Here is an 18,790-nt window from a genome sequence, read left to right as displayed (position 1 = left end):
GCTCCACGACGTCCAGAACGACACCCCGTCCTCGCGCAGTCCGGCGTGGTCGAGTGCGTGCACGCTCTCGGCGGGCGAGGTCGCGTACATGTCGGCGAGGTGCTCGGCGATCAGGTCCCGGACCGGCCGGCGGGTGAGGTCGTCGGGTTCGATCGTCAACGCGAGCACGGCCGGCGTTCCCGGCAGCACATCCTGGTGTCCCATATCCGGGATGCTATCCCCGATATGGGACACCACGGAGGTGGCGTCGGCCACGACAACCGGTTGGAGCCGCGCCTGACTGCCCGGTGTTCCTACCGCACGCGCCCCACGCGGAAGTCGTTGCCGTGGTAGCGGGCCAGCAGGCTGTCCATCATGGTGTTGAAGAAACGCCGGTAGGCGCTCTCGGTGACCGCGGTCTTGAACCAGGTCCACCGGTCCATGCGGGTCAGTGCCATCAGCGGCGGGATCGGGAAGTTCTGGCACGCCAGGAAGGCCGCGACCGTGCCCTGGCCGTCCGGGGTGCGCCGGAACGACGTGTACCCGTCGTCGCACACGGCCGAGCCGTTCGGGCTGTGCACGGTCAGCATCCACACCCGCTGCTCGTCCGGCCCGTACTCGACCTTCTCCAGCTTGTAGACGTCGAGGTTGTCCTTGCCGAAGTACGCCGCGTAGTTCGGCTGGGGCAGGGCGACGACGCGCACGCCCTGGTGCACGGACCGGTCCTGCTCGTCGCGCTTCACCACCCGCGTCGTGACGCCGAGCGAGTCGCGGTAGAACTCCCCGATGTGGCTGATGTCCACTCTGGACACGAAGTCGTCGAACGGCACGTCGAACGTCCGCTCGCCGTAGAACAGCACGGTGTCGGCCAGGTGCACCCAGCGCATGCCCCGGCGGTCGAGCGGCACCGCCGCGAGCTGCCGCTCCACGTCCTCCAACTGCGGGATGATCTTCTCGTAGTCGGCCTCGTGGTAGAGGCCCAGGTCGATGTCGAAGGACGGCTCCACCCGGTCCACCGTGGGCTTGGCGAAGACGATCCGCGTCGCGCGGGCGACGGCCGAGAGGATTGGGGGCACGGTCGGCGGAACCTTTCGTCGAGTACGGGTAGGGGTCAGGCCGGGTGGTCGGACGACGGCGCGCGCCCGCTCACGACCTCGGGTCGGCGCTCCCGCCCCGGGGCCGGCCGCCGGGTGGAGGACGGGAACCACCAGTTCCAGCGACCCATGAGCTGCATGCTCGCGGGCACCAGCACGCCGCGGACCACCGTGGCGTCGATCAGCACGGCGAACGCGAGACCCACGCCGAGCTGCTTGAGCGGCGTCACGTCCGACAGCGCGAACCCGAAGAACACCGCGATCATGATCGCCGCGGCGCTGCTGATCACCCGCCCGGTGCGCGCCACGCCGTCGATGATCGACCCGGTGTTGTCCCCGCTGCCCCGGAACAGCTCGGCGATGCGGGAGATCAGGATGACCTCGTAGTCGGTCGACAGCGCGATGACGATGGCGACGATCGTGATCGGCACGATCGGGTGCAGGTCGGCGGGGTCCGACCAGCCGATCAGCGCCGCGCCCACCTCGGTGGTGGACAGCAGCAGCAGGCCGCCGGTGCTCGCGCCCAGCGACACCACCACGAGCAGCACGGCCTTGATCGGCAGCACGATCGACCGCATCGCCACCACGAGCAGGAGCAGCACCAGGCCGAGCAGCACGGCCAGCATCAGCGGCAGGCTCGCGAACAGGGCGTCGGTGGCGTCGATGCGCATGGCGGTCTCGCCGCCCACCTCGTACACCACGCCGTCGAGCTGCCCGCGCAGGTCGCCGTCCCGCAGGCTGCGCACCAGGTCGTGGGTGCGGTCGTCGGACGGGCTGTGCACCGTCGCGACGCTGACCCGGTAGACGTCCGGCCGGTCCAGCGGCACGGGTGTCGCCGCACGCACCTCCGGATCGCCGGACACCACCCGCGCCACGCGTTCGGCCTGCGTCCGGGCGGTGTCCGCGGTCGCCCGCACGACGACCTCGACGGGCGAGATCACCCCCGGCCCGTAGGCGGCCGCGGCGGCCTCGGTGGCCTGCCGCACCTGCGAGTCGGACGGCATCGCGCTCGCCGACGGCAGGTCCACCCGGTCGGCGAGGTCCAGCGCGGGCACGCAGAACAACGCCATCAGCACGGTCGCGCCGACCAGCCAGCGGCCGGGCCGGTCGGTCACCCGCTTGCCCCAGCGCGCCCAGAAACCGGACACCTCGGCGTCCACCACCACCGCGCCGCCCGCGGCGAGGAGCCGCTGCCGGTCCTTCTTGCGCAGGATGCGCAGGCCCAGCATCCGCAGCACGATCGGCGCCCCGACGAGCGCGGCCACGATCGCCGCCACCGTCACCAGGATCATGCCGAGCCCGGCGGTGCGGATGGCGCGCGAGTCGACCAGGAACATGGTCGCCTCGGCGACCACGACGGTGATCCCCGACCACGCGATGGCCGTGCCGGTGGTGCGCATGGCGTGCCGGACCGAGTCGTCCACGCCCATCCCGCGCAGCAGCGACTCGCGCACCCGCTGGACCAGGAACATCGCGTAGTCGACGGCGAGCGCGAGGCCGACCATGGACGCCGCGTTCGTCACGTACTCCGAGAACGGGATGCCGTACGCCAGCGCGCCCGCCGCGCCCAGGCCGCCGACCAGCGCGGACAGGCCGATGACGAGCGGGACGACGGTCGCCCACAGCGCGCCGAAGGTGAGCAGCAGGACCACCAGGACGATGGGCAGGCCCACCTGCTCGGCCCGCAGCAGGTCGCTGCGGGAGAGCTGGACCAGCTCCTCCCGGTGGGCGCCGTAACCGCCGAGGAACACCTCGCTGCCCTCGGCGGTCAGCCGGTCCTCGTCGTCGAGCAGCTTGTTCGCCACGTCGATGGAGCCGTCGACGCCGCCCGTGGCGGAGACCCCGAGGACCACGATCGGCCCGGAACCGGGGTCGGGCGGGGGCAGCGGCAGCGGCTGGACCTCGCGGACCCCTTCCGTGCCCGCGATGGCCGCGGTGATCGGCTCCAGCGCCCGCCGCCCGTCCGCGTCGCCGCCCGCCGCCCGGCCCGTGACGACGACGAACAGCGACGGCACGCCGTTGGCGCTCAACTCCCGCGCGACCGCCTCGGCTTGGCTCGACTCCGACGCCTCGCCGCCGGGCACCGCGCGGCCCTCCAGCCCGAGGGCGAAGAAGCCGCCGACGACGGCCAGCAGCACCCAGGCGGCCAGCACGGGTTTGCTGTTGCGGAAGAGGAAGTCGGTGAGGCGGTCCATCGGGGTGGGCTCCTGGTGGGTCGCTGGAGGTGGGCCGGCCGCTAGCGCGGCGCGCCGGGCCGCTGCCTGGCCCGCGGTTGCCGCGGCGCGCGCGGGGGCTTCGCCGGGGTCTGCTCCGGCGTCGCCACCGGCGGCCGCGTGGTCGACAGTGCCCGATCACGGGGGTCCACCGCGACCCTCGGCGGGCTGATGAGGGTGCTGTGGTGGAAGCCGAGCCGGGGATCGCTCCACCACCGCAGACCGCCGTCGAACTCCTGCAGCTCCGGCATCCGCACCCGGAGCCGGACCGTGTTCTCCGGGTAGTCGTAGACGGTGATCTGGTTCAGCCCGCGGTTCGCGGTGAACAGCAGCGACTGGTCGGCGGAGAGCTGGCAGGCGTACACCGAGTCGACCATCGCGCCCCGGGCCACCCGCAGCGCCCGCAGGTAGTGGTGTCCCTGGGTGACGGCCGACCCGCGGCTGAACGTGTCCAGCAGCGTGCGCGCGACCTGGCGGCCGGCCCTGAGCTGGGCGCGCAGGCTCGGCCGCTCGTCGAGCACCCGGAACGTCGTGAAGCTCGCCAGGTCGATCATCACGATCGTCCCGCTGGCCCCGTTGCAGTAGATCAGCTCGCGGTCGGAGATGCACACGTCGGAGTTGATGTGCGCGGGCGTGTCGTGCCCGGCGGACCAGTGCCGCAGCACCTGGCCGGTCTCCGCGTCGATCTCGAACGCGTACTCCTTGAACTGGGCGATGCTCCACTCGTGCCAGTCCCGGCCGTCCTGCGGGTTGACCCGGAACGACAGGGCGTAGAAGCGGTCCTCCACCGGGTGCGCCACGACGTGCCAGCAGGTCGCGGGCAGCGCCACCCGGCGCGCGGTGCGGGTGTGCAGGTCGAAGATGCCGACCTCGCACGCCTCGCCGCGCCCCGGGTGGTCCATGCCGCCGTAGACCAGGTAGCGCCCCGACGCCGTGGTCTTCATCGCGTGGGGCAGCTTCACGCCGTGGTCGCCCAGCCGCTCGGCCTTGTCCAGCCGCTGCAGGTCGGTCAACCACAGGCCGTCGCCCATCGCGGCGACGGCCTGCGTGTCGTTGATCCACGCGACGTGCGTGCTGCCCTTGATCGACGAGTCGGTCGGCTCGAACCGCAGCGTGGAGATCCGCTGGATCTCCTCGCCGTTCGCCGCGTCGTAGAACATCAGGTGCTGGCCGGTGCTGCCGAGGAAGCCGACCCGCCGGTCCGGGCTCACGCTGACCGCGTGGCCGCCCGCCATCCCGTCGTAGTACTCGACGTCGTAGGCGTACCGGCCCGTCCGCGGGTCGTACCGGAAGATGCAGACACCGGCCCGTCCCTCCAGCCCGTTGAGGCCGTTGCCGTCGAGGGCGATGTGGAACGCGTACGGGTACTCCATCAGACCTCCTCCCTTCCTCACCGGTGGGTCGCTAGCGGCGCTTCGCGGCCCGGCGGCGGTTGTGCGCGTAGAGGGCGGCGCCGACGAGGCCCGCCGCGGCCACGACGCGCTTGGCGGACCCCTTGCCGCGGTTGGGGCGGCCGATGCCGATGTCCTGGCCCTCGTAGCGGGCGATGATGTTGTCGACGGTGTCGTTCCAGAAGTCCATGTACGCGGCCTCGGTGAGCTTGGTGCGCAGCCACACCCAGCGGTCCAGCCGCAGCGCGACCATGATCCGGGGCCTGGGGAACGCCTGGCGGGCCACGAACACGATGTCCGTGCCGCCGCCCGCGGCGCGGCGGAACCCGAGGTAGCCGTCGTCCGCGGAGGTGGAGGCGTTGGGGCTGCACACGGTCCGCATCCAGTTGCGGACCTCGTCCTGCTCGTAGGTCATGTGCTCGAGCTTGTAGACGTCCAGCTCGTCCTTGCCGAGGAACGCCGTGTAGTTCGGCTGCGCCAGCGCGGCGATCCGCTCGACCTGCAGCGTCGGGCGGCCCGCCGAGTCCCGCCGCAGCACCTGGGTGTTGATGCCCAGCACGTCGCGGAACGCGTCGCCGACGCGGCTGATGTCGACCCGGGACACGAACTCGTCGTAGTCCATCTCGACGTGGCGGATGCCGTAGAACAGCACGGCGTCGTCCTCGTGGATCCACCGGACGCCGTCGCTGTTGAGCGGCACGTCCTCCAGCAGCTTCTGCCAGCGCTCCGCGGAGTCGGTGTCGTAGTGGAACTCGGCGGAGCGGTACTCGTCCAGGTCGAGCTTCACCGGCAGCCGCTTGCGCGACAGGGTGGACTTGGCGAGGGCGATCTGGGTGGCGCGGAGCAGCTGCTTCGGCGCGAGGTCGGTGAGCAGCCTGCCCTCCGGCACGGTGTTCGCGGCGGCGTGGGCCCGGTACAGGGCGCTGCGGGCGTTGCCCATGGTCTTCTCCTCCTGCGGTTGGTCGATCAGGCGCTGACGGCGGCGGCTTGGCGCTCGGGGACGACGGCTCCCGCCGGGAACTCGGCGGCGTCGCCGAACAGGCCGATCAGGATCAGCTGGATGACGTCGCTCAGCACGCGCTCGGCGACCGGTTCGACGATGCTCGCCAGCGAGGGCACGCCGAAGTCGAAGTCGGTGATGAACGCGGTCCGGACGCCTTCGGGCGTGGGTTCGAGCACCCAGCCGCCGGAGAACTCGTCGAAGTCCCCGTCGGTCTGGTCGAAGTCCAGCCGCAGTTCGTCGCGGCGGAACCAGTCCTCCTCGGTCCACCGGAGCAGGCCGTTGCGGAACTCGACCACCCAGTGGCTGACGGTGGTGCCGTCGGGCGCGGTCTCCATCTCGACCGAGCGGACGATGTCCACCAGCTCGGCGTAGTGGCGGAAGTCGGCGAGGGTGTCGAAGACCGTCCCGGCGTCGACACCCCGGATGAACGCGTGGACCTCTACGTGGCGCACTTCAGCTGGCTCCTGTCGAATCGGCGGTCGGGTAGCGCGCCGAGAGCTCGGCACAGGCGCCGTCGAACGCGGAGAGCAGGAAGTCGACGTCGTCGTCGGTCAGCACGGCCGGCGGCGTGAACCGGAGCACGGCCCCGGCGTTGAGCGAGTAGTTCACGATCAGGTGGCGGTCGACCAGCTCGGCCAGCAGCGCCCCGGCCAGGCCGGGGCCCGCCATGTCGACGCCGATGAGCAGGCCGACGCCGCGGACCTCCCGCACGAGCTGCGGGCAGCGCCGGTCGACGACCTCCCGCATCCCGGTCAGCAGGGTCTCGCCGAGCACGGCCGCGCGGGCGACGAGGCCGTCCTGCTCGACGGCCTCCACGGCGGCGCGGGCGGCGGCCATCGCGATCGGCGCGCCGGAGAACGTCGAGGTGTGGATGAACGGGTCCTTGGCGAACGCCTTGAACACGGCGGGCGTCGCGACCATCGCGGACACCGGGACGATCCCGCCGGACAGGCCCTTGCCCACCAGCATGACGTCCGGGGTGACGCCCTCCCGGTCCGCGCCCCACCACGTGCCGAGCCGGCCCATGCCGGTCTGGATCTCGTCGAGGACCATCAGCGCGCCGTGCTGGTCGCAGATCGCCCGGACGTCGCGCAGGTAGCCCTCGGGCGGGATGACCACGCCGCCCTCGCCCTGGATCGGCTCCAGCACCACGCACGCCCGCGGACCGGTGGCCAGCTCGGCGGCGAGCGCGTCGGCGTCGCCGAACGGCACGTGGCTCACCTCGGGCAGCAGCGGGCGGAACGGGTCCTGGTACAGGCCGTTGGCGGTGACGGAGAGCGCGCCGAGCGTCTTGCCGTGGTACCCGCCGGTGGTGGACACCAGGCGGGTGTGGCCCAGCGTGCGGGCGAGCTTGATGGCCGCCTCGGTGGCCTCGGCGCCGGAGCCGGCGAAGTGCACGTGCGCGAGGCCGTCCGGCACGACCCGGCCGAGCGCCGCCGCGGCCCGCGCCGCCTCCGGCTCCAGCAGGATGCGGCTCGCGACGGGGTTGGTCCTGATCTGGCGGATCACGGCCGCTTCCACGTGCGGGTGGCGGGCGCCGTGGATGAGGACGCCGTAGCCGCCGGCGTTGAGGTAGCGCCCGCCGTCGGAGGTCTCGATCCACGCGCCCCGCGAGGCCACCTCCATCCGCGTGCCGAAGACCTCGGAGATCTTGGCGCGGCCGCGGGAGAGGTGGCGGCGGTAGAGGTCGAGCACTTCCCGGTGGTCGAGCGCCTGCCCGACTGTCGTTGTCACGTGTTCTCCTCGGGGTGTCCCGGGTGGGCGCGGTCAGTCGATGACGACGGGACGCCCGGAGAACCACCCGAGGAGGGCGTCCGCCGAGCTGTGCCGGGACGGTGGGTGGAAGCCGATGGCGTGGGACGCGGCCGCCAGGTAGCCGACCTCGGGCGAGCCCGCGAACGCCATGCCGCCCAGCAGTTCCACCGCCTTGGCGGTGGTGGCGCGGACGGTGTCGGCGACGGTGAACCGGGTGATCAGGGCGCGGGCCAGGCCGTCGTTGCCGCCGTCGCCCTCGTCGAGGTTGCGGGCCGCGCCGTCGAGCGCCAGGGCCGCGCCCTCGACCGCCATGCCGAGGCCGAGCCGTTCGTGCGCCGGACCGCGCCCGGCGGTCAGGACCCGCTCCACCAGGTTCATCGCGACGCCGAGGTAGCAGGCCGTCACGAGCAGCTCGAACCAGACGAAGCCGAGCGTCTGCAGGTCGTCCAGCTCGCCGTCCAGGCCGGTGGTCAGCTCGACGATGAGGTCCGGGTGGACCTCCACGTCCGCCAGGACGACGCTGTCGGACTCCGCGCCCGCCAGCACCGGGGAGCCCCAGAACGGCGTGACGGAGATGCCCGGCGCGGCGGCCGGGATCAGCGCGATGCCCGTCCGGGTGCCCTGCTCCGGGTGCTCCAGCGCGACGCTCGCGGTGAGCAGGTCCATCGAGCGGGACAGGCTGCACGGCTGCTTGCGCCCGCTGACCCGCCAGTTCGCGCCGTCCCAGACGCCCTTCATGGTCGGCGTCAGGATGCCGCTTCCCGTGCGGCCCTCGGCGAAGCCGGACGCCATGAGCCGCTGGTCGCGGGCGACCCCGTCGAGCAGCATCCACTCCAGGCCGGTGCTGGACTCGGCCAGCGCGACCAGGCTCGCCACCGAGAACTGGTGCATGGTCGTGGCGACCGCCAGCGACGGCGAGCGCGCGGCCACGGCGCGGGTGACCCGGACGGCGTCCACCGCGGACGCCCCGCCGCCGCCGTGCACGGTGGGGATGAGCAGCCCCGCCCCGCCCGCGGACCGGTACAGGCCGATCCCCGGGCTGTCCGGCGACTCCAGCTCCATCAACGGGATGGACGCGAGCTTGCCGTCCAGGCCGGGCAGGTGGCGTTCGCACGCCTCGCGCTCCCTCGACAGCAGCCTCATCGCACGACCTCCGCCGACGCCGCGGACTCGAACACCGCGGTGCGGGGCTGGACGCCCTCGGCGATGCTGATCCCCTGCAGGTGCGACGTGCGCAGCAGCGGGTAGTTCAGCTCGCCGAACGGCCCGCCGGTCAGGCCGGTGCCGCCGTGCGTCGACAGGCACGGCACGAAACCGATGTGCGAGTCGTTGACCTTGAGCAGGCCGCCGTTGGTCACCCTGGTCGCCACCGCCTCGATCACCTCCGGGTCGGTCGTCCACAGGGAGTTGCGCAGGCCGTACCGGTTGCCGTTGAGGAACGCGATGACCTGGTCGAGCAGCGTGCCGTCGTCCGCGGCGGGCACGACCACGGGCAGCAGCGGGAAGAACGTCTCCTCGCGCACCGCCGACAGCTCCCGCGCCCCATCGAGGCCGTCGACGCGCAGCACGGTCGGCGCGATGAACGGCCCGGTGTCCGACACCGTGCCGTCCAGCTCGACGCGGTGCCCGCCGGTCATCACCCGCGCGCCCGCCGCGGTCGCCTCGTTGAGGTGGTTGAAGTAGTCGTCGGTGCGCATCACCGGCGACAGCAGCACCTCCGGGTCCTCCGGGTAGCCGGGGCGGATCTTCGCGGCCAGGCTCGCCAGCCGCTCCAGCAGCCGGTCGGCCACGTCGGGGTGCACCACCGCGTACTTGGGCACCATGCAGATCTGGCCGGAGCCGAAGAAGCTCTCGGTCAGCGCCTCCGCGGCCAGGTCCAGGTCGGCGTCCTTCCACACGACGCAGCCGTCGTTGCCGGCCAGCTCCAGCACGGGCTTCTTGCCGCGCGCCACCGCCTCCCGGCCGATCTGGATGCCGCGCTCGCTGCCGCCGAAGAAGAAGATGTCGTCGACCAGCGGGCTCTCCAGCCACTGGTTCATGATCTTGTTGGGCTGGCCGCAGACCAGGCTGAGCGTGCCGGCCGGCGCGCCCACCTCCTCCAGGATGGGCGCGACGATCTCGCGCCACACGAACATCACGCCGTAGGGCGAGCTGCGCGGCGCCTTGACCACCAGCGCGTTGCCCGCGACCAGCGCCGGGACGCCGAGGACGGAGTTGGACGCGGCGGCGTTCTGCGGCGGGCTGAGCACCACGACGCCGTCGGGCTTGCGCACCAGCACGAGCGTGCGCGGGCCGATCCGGTGCTCCTCGCGCATCTGCCTGCGCCACAGGCGCAGCGTCTCGGGCGCGGTGCCCTGGAGGACGCCGGCGATCTCCCACTCCGCCAACCGGCGCGGGTGCCCCTCGGCGACCAGGACGTCGACGAACTCCTCGCGCCGCCGCAACACCTCTTCGTGCACGCGCTCCGCGAGCCGCATGCGGGTCTCCAACGGGAACGCGCCCCACGCGGGAGCCGCCTCCCGGGCGCGCTCGAGGGCTTCCCGCAGGTGGTCCTCGCTCGTCAACGCGCAGCGGGCCACGACGTCGGGCAGCGAATCCCCGTCGTCGCGCTTGCCCCGTTCGAGTTCCCGCTTCACCTTGAGGTTCGGCATGAAGTCGGCCAAGAGCGCGGACGCCCTGACGGTGTAGACCCAGGATTCGGAGGGAACATCTGAACCGGCGATATAGGACCCGTAGGAACGCATGACGAAGAGACCCCCATCCGGTCGCGCCACTCCACAAACGTGAAACCAGCCTGCCGGTCGACCGGCGCCGGATCAATGGAACTTTGGTCCAATACAGGTGACCGCGGTTTCGCAATGCGCCGCCACCGCGCGGGAGCGGTCCGCGGCGAACCCCCGGTGCGACATTGCAACGAGGGTCCAACCTACTCGGGAAACAATTAACGCCACCGCTCAGGCGGGCTCTCCGCGCCCGGTCGGCGACTCGCCGGGAATGTGCGGACCGGCCGGCGCGGACCCGTCGCGGGTCCACTGGAACACCAGCGAGACGAGTCCGGCCTGCAGTCGCGACTCCACGACCAGCTTGGCCATCACCTGGGCGACATGGGCCTTCACCGTGCGCTCGGCGACGTTCAACCGGCTCGCGATCGTGCGGTTGGAGGCGCCCGCCCCGAGCAGCAGGAGCACCTCCCGCTCGCGCACGGACAGCAGGTCGACCCGGTCCAGCAGCGTGCGCCAGGTCGTGCGGTCGCCCGCCAGGCCCGACTCGGAGGGCAGGGTGGAGATCACCCCCCGCCCGGCGGACCGGGGTCGGAACGGCAGCACCGAGACCGACACGGCGCCGGACTCGGCGTAGTGCAATTCGTTACTCACGTCAGGCCTTCCATCTTCAGCAACACGCGGCGGAGAGGTTGCGGAACACCCGCCTGCCTCCATTCGGGGTAAGCGGATTCCTGGACGGCTGCCTGCGAACCTTCAGGCGATGAGGGACAATTTCCACTTCCCGCGCCGCCCGGTCCGACGTGGACCGGACAATGGCGGCCGCGCTGCCGTTCGTGCGGACAGCACGGGACGCCGTGCGGACATCCACCCCCCAAGTCGAACCGACTGAGACGACCACCGACGCGATGGTCGCACCACTTTTCGCGGCACCGCCGGGTCATCCGTTTGTGCATCTTTGACGACGCCTCCCCGGTCGTCAACGAAGTGCCGGCGGATCGCGTCGACCAGGCTCACCCCGGTGGGTCGGCGGCCACTTGACCGCCATTGCCCAAGATCGTCCACATGGACCATCCGGATCGCCGGGTAGGCCGCACCACGCGCGGACGCCCCGCGGACGACACCGCTCGCCCGCTCGTCGGACACCTTCGGGAATCCGCACCGCGGCGCTCGAACGGACGCCGGAAGGTCGAACCGGACGCCGATCGCCATGCCGCCTCACCAGGAATCGCGCACACTGGCAGCGGAGCGCGTTGTGCGGCTCCTGATACACGCCAGCCGCCGGTGAGACCCAGATCACAGCCGACCGGCCGCTCTCGGCCGCATCCGCTTCCCCGCCGCGGTCGGCGGGTCGCGGGCGGTCACCGATCTTCGGGTCGATCCGCGACGAGACGTACTCCCACTTCACCCAGGACGCCGACAGCTCCGCGCGCCCCGCGTCGTCGAGCGCTCGGCGAATGGCTGCCAGGTCAACCGATCCGGTTGCCGGCCGCGTCATACGCGCGCACGGTCGCTTCCGCCATGAAGTCCAAGTTCGGGGTGTAGTAGGCGTACGCGCCACCCACCACCTGAGCCGGGACGACCTGGCCGTCGGACAGCACGATCTCGACCTTGGCCACGTCGGGCGCGGCCCAGCCCCAGCCGAGGTGGCCCGGCTTGTTCGAGACGCCCTGCCTCGCGGCGGGCGAGGTCTTGACGCCGGGCGGGAACTGGTACGGGCCGTTCGCGCCGGACGAGCCGTTGCCGGTGTCGCACGTGACGATCTCCCCGGACGGCGACGTCGCGAGGACGAACTCCCCGCCGTCGACCGGGATGACCGGCCCCGGCTTCAGCAGGGCCGGGTCGGTGTCGAAGCGGGGGCCGCACGCGAACGCGGTGGGCCGTTTCGGCCGATCGGTCCCGGCCGGGACCGGGGTCTCCGGACCGATCCGCAACAGCGACGCGACGGCGCCGGCCCAGTCGCGCAGCGCGGCCACACCAAGCCCCTGCCGCCACAGCACGAGCACGTGGTAGATGGTGCCGGAGGGTTCTCCCGGCACCGTGCGCAGGACGATGCGCGCCTCGTCGTCGTTCACGCGCGCCGGGAGCCCGGCGATCGTGAACTCGCCGCCCATGCTGTCCCGAAGCTCGTACTCGATGTCGAGTCGGGCCTGACGCGTCTCACCGGACTTCACCACCAGGCAGTCGCTGGTCACGCCGAGGCGGGTCTCGTGGGCGGTCGGCCCGGTCCCGGACTCGTCGTGCAGTGCCGAACACAGCACCCGTGCCTGCACCGGAGTGGGCAGGTCGAGCAGCGCGACACCCTCTACCGGTTCGGTGTGTTCGAACGTCACCGGCCGGCCGGGCGTTTTCGGCTTGTCCGTGAGGATCGCGGGGACCAGGGCGTCGAGCGTCCTGCGGACCACGCCGGGCAGTCCGGGCGCGGCGCCCTGCTTGGCGACGGCTCGGACGTAGAGGTTCATCCCTTCACGCGACTCGGGGTCCGCTGCCGGAAGCAACTCGACCGCCCCGTGCATGGACGTCTCGCTGTCGGCGCCGATGCGCGCCGGACGGCCGTGGACGGTCTCCAGCCGAGGACCGATCTCCTCCAGCGGGAACCGTTCGGTGCTCACCTCCATCGCCAGCGCGGCGTTGTCGAGGACGCATTGCGAGCTGTAGAGCGAGTTCTGGACCGTCCGGCTCACCGGCGCGCCCACCACGTCCCGCCACCGCGCGGGATCCAGCGCCTGGCACAACAGTTGGGCGCTCGTTTCCTCTTGGACGTAAGCGATTCCGTCCCCGTAGGGCATGGTGACGGGGCGCAGGCCGAAATCGGGCGGCCACGGCGCCGGCGGAGGTTGCCCGTCCCCGCCCGAGCAACCCGCCAACAAGGCCGCGACGAGCACCGACAAGGCCGCACGACGAGGAAACCCGATCACGTGGTGGAGGGTAGGTGAGCAGCGCTGGGACCAGTCCCCGCCGGCAGCACAGCGCGACGGTCAGCCGGTGGCGTTCTGGGCCTGGGAGGCGCCAGCGGGTGGTGGACGGGCCATGGACACCACCAGACGATCCGATCCGCCTTGCGGCTCGGCCCGATCCTTCCAGGAACCACTCGCACGCTGCGACCTCCTCCGCGCAGGAGGCCTCAACCGGCCGATCACCCGTCCTCATGACGCGCGGAATCGTGAGACGTGCGCGACCAGGCTCGACCCCGAAACGCTGATCGTCTCGGCGCGATAATCGGGATATGACCACCGATCCCGCGGCCGCCGAGCCGCCCAAGCCGCCGCCCTCCGACCAGGAGTGGCTGGAGGTCGAGAACGTGCGTGGGGAGGACCCATTCGAGGAGGGGTCCTGGCCGTTCGAGACGCGTGGTGAGTGAGCAGGGCAAGACCTACGCCGCGTTCGTCGAGGCGGAGGTCAAGGCCGAGCGGGAGCGGCGGGCGGCGTTCGACGCGCGCGGGCAGGCGTTGATCACGACCTCCGGGGTCTTGGTCACCCTGCTCACGGGGGTGGCCGCCGTGGTCAAGACGGCCGCCACGCCCCGGTTCCCGCCGGCGGTGACGGTCACGACCGGGGCCGCGGTGCTGCTGTTCGCCGCGGCGGCGGCGTGCGGGGTCGTCGCCGGGTGGAACCGGCACTACGCCGTGGCCGCGCCCCGCACGCTGGGCCGGATGGTCGCCGACCACTGGACCGACGACGAGGTGGACGCCCGCAACAACGTCGCCTCGCTGATGGTCCGCACCCTGGCGACCTTGCGGCGCGCCAACGACTTCAAGGCGCGCTGGGTCGCGGTGGGCCTGATCGTCCAGGTGGTCGCCCTGGTGGTGCTGGGGGTCGCGGCGGTGCTGACGACGGCGCACGGGTGAGTGGCAGGGCGGAGGAACTCAGCGGCCTGGGGCGGTGGCCCGAGGCCGTGGCCGAGTACCGGCGGCACCTCGCCGCGCACCCCGACGACCTCGCCGCCCGGACGGGCCTGGGGATCGCCCTGCGCGCCGTGGCCGACACCGAGGGGGCGGTGGCCGAGTTCGACCGGGTCCTCGCGGCCGACCCCGACCGGTTCCCGGCGCGCTACCAGCGCGCGCTGGCCCTGGCCGCGCTCGACCGGGACCGGGAGGCCGTCGCCGACCTGGACCGGTTGGTCTCCGACCACCCGGACGTCTGGTACCTGTGGTCGGACCGCGGCGGGCTGCACGCCCGCGAAGGCGACCTGGACACCGCCCTGCGCGACCTGACCGAGGCGGTGCGGTTGGCCCCGGACGAAGTCATCGCCCGGTTCAACCTGGGCCTGGTGCTGGTGGACTCCGGGCGGCTCGTGCAGGCCCACCACCACCTGGCGCACGCCGCGCGGCTGGGCAGCCCCGACGCGGCGGAGGTCCGCGACGAGGTCCGGCGGACGTTGCTGGCGTGGGCGAGCGAAGACGACCTGGAGCGCGCGGTCGGCACGATCCTGGACGCCGGGTCCGCCAACGTCGTCGCCGCCTACGCGGAATTTCACCCGTTCGTGCTGGCGGAGGCGTTCGTCGACCTGGTCGACCAGGTCGCGGGCGACTCCCGCCTGCCGCTGTCCCCCGACGCCTGGCGGCGCGTGGAGGACCTGCGGCTGTTGGCCGACGACACGCCCGGCGAAGTGTCCCAGCCCGGCCACCTCCTCGACCGGGTGGCCGAATTGCACGCGCGCGGCGAGTACGAGGCGGCCTACGCACTGGCACCGCGCGCGACGCGCCTGGCCGAGGAGGAGCACGGCACCGGGTCCGTGCAGCACGCCCGTCAACTGGGGAGTTGGGCCGTGCTCGCCCTGCGGGTGGGTGCGCCGGAGGCCGACGACCTGGTCGAAGCCGCGCGCGGACACCTGTCCCGGGTCGATCCTTCCGGGCTGGTGCGGCTGTTGGTGAGCCTCGCCGCGATGCGCCCGGAGGCCGACCGGGCGTTGGACGACGCGCTGGCCGTGGTCCGCGATCCCGCCGCGGCGGTCGACGCCGAGGACGTGGTGCGCGTCCACCGGGCCCAGGCCCGGCGGCTGTCCGACGCCGGACGGCACGCCGAAGCCGAGGACGTCCTGCGCGAGGTCGTCGACCTGCCCGGCGTGGCGGGTGACCAGCTCGCGGACCTGTGCACGGCGATCGGCGAGGCGGTGTTCCACCAGGAGCGGCCCGCCGGCGCCGTCCCGTGGTGCGAACGCGCGCTGGCCCTGCGCCGCGCCGAGCACGGGGAGACGCACGCCCTGGTCGCGGCGGCGATGCGCGACCTCGGTCGGGTGTACCGGGCGGCCGGCGACCCGGGTTCCGCCGAGTCGTGGGCGCGGCGCGCGGCGGCGGTCTGGCGCCGGTTGCCCGGTCACGGCAGCGAGGTGGCGCTCGCGGAAGCCGACTTGGCGGTGCTGTACGCGGAGGCGGAGTCGACCGACGAGGCGCACGCGGCCATCGTGCGCGCGCGGGAAGCCGACCCGGACGTCCCGTTGGCCGCGACCCTCAACACGCTGGCCCACGCCCACTACCGGGCCGGCCGCGACGACGAGGCGCTGGCGCTCTACCGGGAGGCGCTGGACATCGTCGAGACCACCGACCCCGACCACACGGAGGCCCTGTTCTCGTTGCGCCACAACGTGGCCAACACCCTGCGCCGGTCGACCCCCGACGACCGGCAAGCCGCGCCCGAAGACCCGGCGGACGACGCCGGGACAACCAGCGCGGACGACGCCGCCGACCGGTTGGCGAGGGCCCGCGCCCGCCTCCAAGGCGGCACGCGCACCGGCGTCGTCCGGCTGCTGCGCGAAGCGCTGGACCTGAGCCCGGACACCGACGAGATCCGCCTCGAACTCGCCGAAGCCCTGCTCGACGAGGACGCGGGCGAGGCCACCGAACTGCTCGCGGACGTCCTCGACCGGGGCGACCAGCAGCTGCGCGGCCGAGCCCTGGCCGGCCTGGCCGCGGTGGCCCGACTCGAAGGCGACCTGCCGCAGGCGATCACACTCCTGAGCGAAGCCGTCGCCCTGGCCGACCGGAGCGGGTCCGTCGAGAACCAGGTCAGCGGCCGCCAGTCCCTGGCCCTGTCCCTGGTGCGCGCCAACGACCTCGACCAGGCCTACGCGACCGCCAAGCAGGCCGTCACCCTGGCATTGGGCGCCTTCGGCCCGGACGCCCCGCTGACCGCCACCGCCGAACTGACCCACGCGCGGGTGCTGAGCGAGGACGGCCGCCACACCGAGGCAGAACCGGTGATCCGCCGCGCGGTCGCCGCACTCGAACGCCGCCTGCGCCCGGACGACCCCGCGCTGGTGTCGGCGTTCAACGACCTCGCCCACTGCCTGCTGCACCAAGGCGAACCGCACCGCGCGGTGCCGTGGTTCCGCCGCGCCTTGGCCGTCGCCGGCGGCCGGGTCCAGGTCGCCGTCGCGCAGAACCTCGCCATGGCGCTGGCCGACCTCGGCGACTTCGCCTCCGCACGCGCCCTCGCCGCCGACGCCGCCGCCCGCGTCCTGGCCGACCGGGGCCCCGACCACGCCCGCTACGGCGCGGCGCTCGCGGTCCAGGGCCAGATCGCCCTCGCCGACCTGGACCTGGTCGCGGCCGCCGACCACCTGGTCGCCGCGTGCCGAATCCTGGACACCGCTCCCGGCGCGGACGCCCGGACCCTCATCACCGCCCGGGGCAACCTCGCCGAGCTGTACCTCACCATCGGCGCGACCGAGACCGCCCTGTCGTTCGCCGTCGCCGCCGAGAGCGCCGCACGGGCGCGCTACGGCCCGGACAACCCGCAGCTCGCGCCGAGCCTGTCCCACCTGGCCAGGTGCCGGGCGGCCACCGGTGCCCCGGACGAGGCGCAGCGGCTGTACCGGGAAGCGCTGGACCTCGTCCCGCGGTCACGCGCCCACCTGGTCGGCCTGGCCGAACTCCTGATCGCCACCGGCGCCCACGACGAGGCCTTCACGACGCTGGAACGCCTGGTCGCCCTGGAAGACGCCGACCTGCCCGGTGTGCTGTCCGACGCCACGGGGACGTTGCGGACGGCGCACTTCACGCGGCTGCACCGCACGGTCACCAACTACCTGAACCTGGTCCTGCTCGGCGGGAACGACCCCCGGCTGGTCCGGCGGGCCTGGGAGCTGAGCGTGCGCCGGCGCGGGCTGGACGCCGAGTACCTGGAACTGCGCGCCACCGCGCCGAAATCCGCCGACGCGCGCCGCGAACTGGCCCGCGTGGCCGCCGACATCAGCCGGGCCGTGCTGGTGGGGCACGGCGACGACCTGCCCCGGCTGCGCGCCCGGCACGACGAGTTGGAACGGCTGCTGGCCGCCCGCGTGCCCGGCGCCGCGCTCGCCGCCCGCATCGGCTCGGTCGACGCGGACGCCGTCCTCGCCGCACTGCCCCCGGACACCACCCTGGTCGACGTCGTCCGCGCGGAGTCGGTGGACTACGCCAACTCGACCCTGGGTGCGCCCCCGGCCGATCCCCGCGTCGACCTGGACCGGACGTGGCGGCGACACCCCACCCGCTACCTGGCGTTCGTCGTCTCCGGCGGGCGGGACGTCCGGATGGTCGACCTCGGCCCCACCGGCCCAGTGGACGACCTGGTCAAGGCGGTCCGCCGTGGGATCTACCGGCGCTCACCCGACACCGCCGCCGCCGAAGCGCTGCGTGCCGCGCTGGCGCCGGTGCTGGACCACGTCACCACCGAACGCCTCCTGGTGACCGCCGAAGGCCCGCTCGCCCAAGTGCCGTGGCAGGTCCTGCCCGCCCGCCCCGACCGCCTGCTCCTCGACGACCACACCGTCAGCTACCTGTCCACCCCGCGCGAGGTCCTGCGGTGGCGCCCGGACGGCCCGACCACCGCGCCGCTGGTCGTCGGCGACCCGGACTTCGACCTGGGCGCGCCGCCGGGCCGGCTCGACCGGCTGGCGGCCACCCGGACCGAGTGCGCGGAGATCGGCGACCTGCTGGCCGTCGAACCCCTGCTGGACCGCGCGGCCACGAAGGCGGCCGTGCTGGCGGTGCGCTCCCCCACCGTCCTGCACCTGGCCACCCACGGCCTGTTCCTGCCACCCGCCGGACCGCCCGAGCGCGACGACGTCTACGAGACGATCAACCTGCTGGAGGTCCCCGGCGAGGGCACCTTCGTCGTGGACGCGCGCCGCCACCGCTCCCGCCGCCCCGACGTCGAACCGCTGCTGTCCTCCGCCGTCGCCCTGGCGGGGTTCAACGCATGGATGACGGGGCGCCCGACCCCGCCCGAAGTGGACACCGGAGCGCTGACGGCGCAAGAGGTGTGCGCGATGGACCTGCGCGGCACCCGGCTGGTGGTGCTGTCGGCGTGCGAAACCGGCCTCGGCGACCACAGTCCCGGCGAGGGCGTCCTGGGACTGCGGTGGGCGCTGCGCGTGGCGGGCGCACGCACCGTCGTCACCGCGCTGTGGAAGGTGCCCGACGAGTCCACCCGGGAGCTGATGGTCCTGTTCTACCGGCGGCTGCTGGCCGGCGACCCGGCGCCGGAGGCGTTGCGCACGGCCCAACGCACGATGCGGGACAGCGGACTGGACATCGCCGTGTGGGGCGCTTTCGTCCTGCACGGCAGACCCACCGGCATCCTGACGACCACGTCCTGGCCGTAACACTGCCCTCGACCTGCTGTCCATAGTGGACTCGGCAGGAACAGGGGT

General features: G+C 73.0%; 13 protein-coding genes and 1 pseudogene. 3 read left to right on the top strand and 11 right to left on the bottom strand.

Features of this window, described 5'->3' with window-relative positions:
• From RIN75_RS09570 to RIN75_RS09520, 11 genes and pseudogenes are all read right to left on the bottom strand, one after another.
• Positions 1-204: pseudogene (locus RIN75_RS09570) on the bottom strand (hypothetical protein); the annotation flags it as partial.
• Between the two features lie 89 nt (positions 205-293).
• Positions 294-1,055, bottom strand: a complete 762-nt coding sequence (locus RIN75_RS09565; RefSeq protein WP_309111462.1) for a hypothetical protein — start codon at positions 1,053-1,055, stop codon at positions 294-296.
• Between the two features lie 35 nt (positions 1,056-1,090).
• Positions 1,091-3,268: an MMPL family transporter gene (locus RIN75_RS09560; protein ID WP_309111461.1), complete on the bottom strand. Its 2,178-nt coding sequence runs from the start codon at positions 3,266-3,268 to the stop codon at positions 1,091-1,093.
• Positions 3,269-3,309: 41 nt separating this feature from the next.
• On the bottom strand, positions 3,310-4,659 hold the full coding sequence (locus tag RIN75_RS09555) for a hypothetical protein (protein WP_309111460.1): 1,350 nt from the start codon (positions 4,657-4,659) through the stop codon (positions 3,310-3,312).
• 31 nt (positions 4,660-4,690) lie between these two features.
• Complete coding sequence (locus RIN75_RS09550) at positions 4,691-5,617, bottom strand: hypothetical protein (protein ID WP_309111459.1); 927 nt, start codon at positions 5,615-5,617, stop codon at positions 4,691-4,693.
• A 26-nt stretch (positions 5,618-5,643) separates the two neighbouring features.
• On the bottom strand, positions 5,644-6,132 hold the full coding sequence (locus RIN75_RS09545) for an SRPBCC family protein (RefSeq protein ID WP_309111458.1): 489 nt from the start codon (positions 6,130-6,132) through the stop codon (positions 5,644-5,646).
• Between the two features lies 1 nt (position 6,133).
• On the bottom strand, positions 6,134-7,414 hold the full coding sequence (locus RIN75_RS09540) for an aminotransferase class III-fold pyridoxal phosphate-dependent enzyme (protein ID WP_309111457.1): 1,281 nt from the start codon (positions 7,412-7,414) through the stop codon (positions 6,134-6,136).
• 33 nt (positions 7,415-7,447) lie between these two features.
• Positions 7,448-8,578, bottom strand: a complete 1,131-nt coding sequence (locus RIN75_RS09535) for an acyl-CoA dehydrogenase family protein (RefSeq protein WP_309111456.1) — start codon at positions 8,576-8,578, stop codon at positions 7,448-7,450.
• Positions 8,575-10,179, bottom strand: coding sequence for an aldehyde dehydrogenase (locus tag RIN75_RS09530; RefSeq protein WP_309111455.1), 1,605 nt, complete (start codon positions 10,177-10,179; stop codon positions 8,575-8,577). Before RIN75_RS09530 ends, RIN75_RS09535 begins: the two co-directional genes overlap by 4 nt.
• 210 nt (positions 10,180-10,389) lie before the next feature.
• Positions 10,390-10,809 carry a helix-turn-helix transcriptional regulator gene (locus tag RIN75_RS09525; protein ID WP_309111454.1) on the bottom strand — a complete coding sequence of 140 codons (420 nt, stop codon included), beginning with the start codon at positions 10,807-10,809 and terminating at the stop codon, positions 10,390-10,392.
• 815 nt (positions 10,810-11,624) lie between these two features.
• On the bottom strand, positions 11,625-13,073 hold the full coding sequence (locus RIN75_RS09520; RefSeq protein WP_309111452.1) for a hypothetical protein: 1,449 nt from the start codon (positions 13,071-13,073) through the stop codon (positions 11,625-11,627).
• A 308-nt stretch (positions 13,074-13,381) separates the two neighbouring features.
• On the opposite strand from RIN75_RS09520, the gene RIN75_RS09515 reads away from it, so the two are divergent.
• The 3 genes from RIN75_RS09515 to RIN75_RS09505 are packed head-to-tail and all read left to right on the top strand — an operon-like array spanning position 13,382 to position 18,742.
• Positions 13,382-13,516: a hypothetical protein gene (locus tag RIN75_RS09515; RefSeq protein ID WP_309111451.1), complete on the top strand. Its 135-nt coding sequence runs from the start codon at positions 13,382-13,384 to the stop codon at positions 13,514-13,516.
• Positions 13,509-14,003 (top strand): hypothetical protein, encoded by a 495-nt coding sequence (locus RIN75_RS09510; protein WP_309111450.1) that lies wholly within the window; start codon positions 13,509-13,511, stop codon positions 14,001-14,003. The genes RIN75_RS09515 and RIN75_RS09510 overlap by 8 nt, the downstream gene beginning before the upstream one ends.
• Positions 14,000-18,742, top strand: a complete 4,743-nt coding sequence (locus RIN75_RS09505; RefSeq protein WP_309111449.1) for a tetratricopeptide repeat protein — start codon at positions 14,000-14,002, stop codon at positions 18,740-18,742. The genes RIN75_RS09510 and RIN75_RS09505 overlap by 4 nt, the downstream gene beginning before the upstream one ends.
• Positions 18,743-18,790 lie beyond the last annotated feature (48 nt).

This window comes from Saccharothrix sp. (genome assembly GCF_031180885.1).
Lineage (GTDB): Bacteria > Actinomycetota > Actinomycetes > Mycobacteriales > Pseudonocardiaceae > Actinosynnema.
This window is presented reverse-complemented; position numbering and strand designations above follow the sequence as displayed.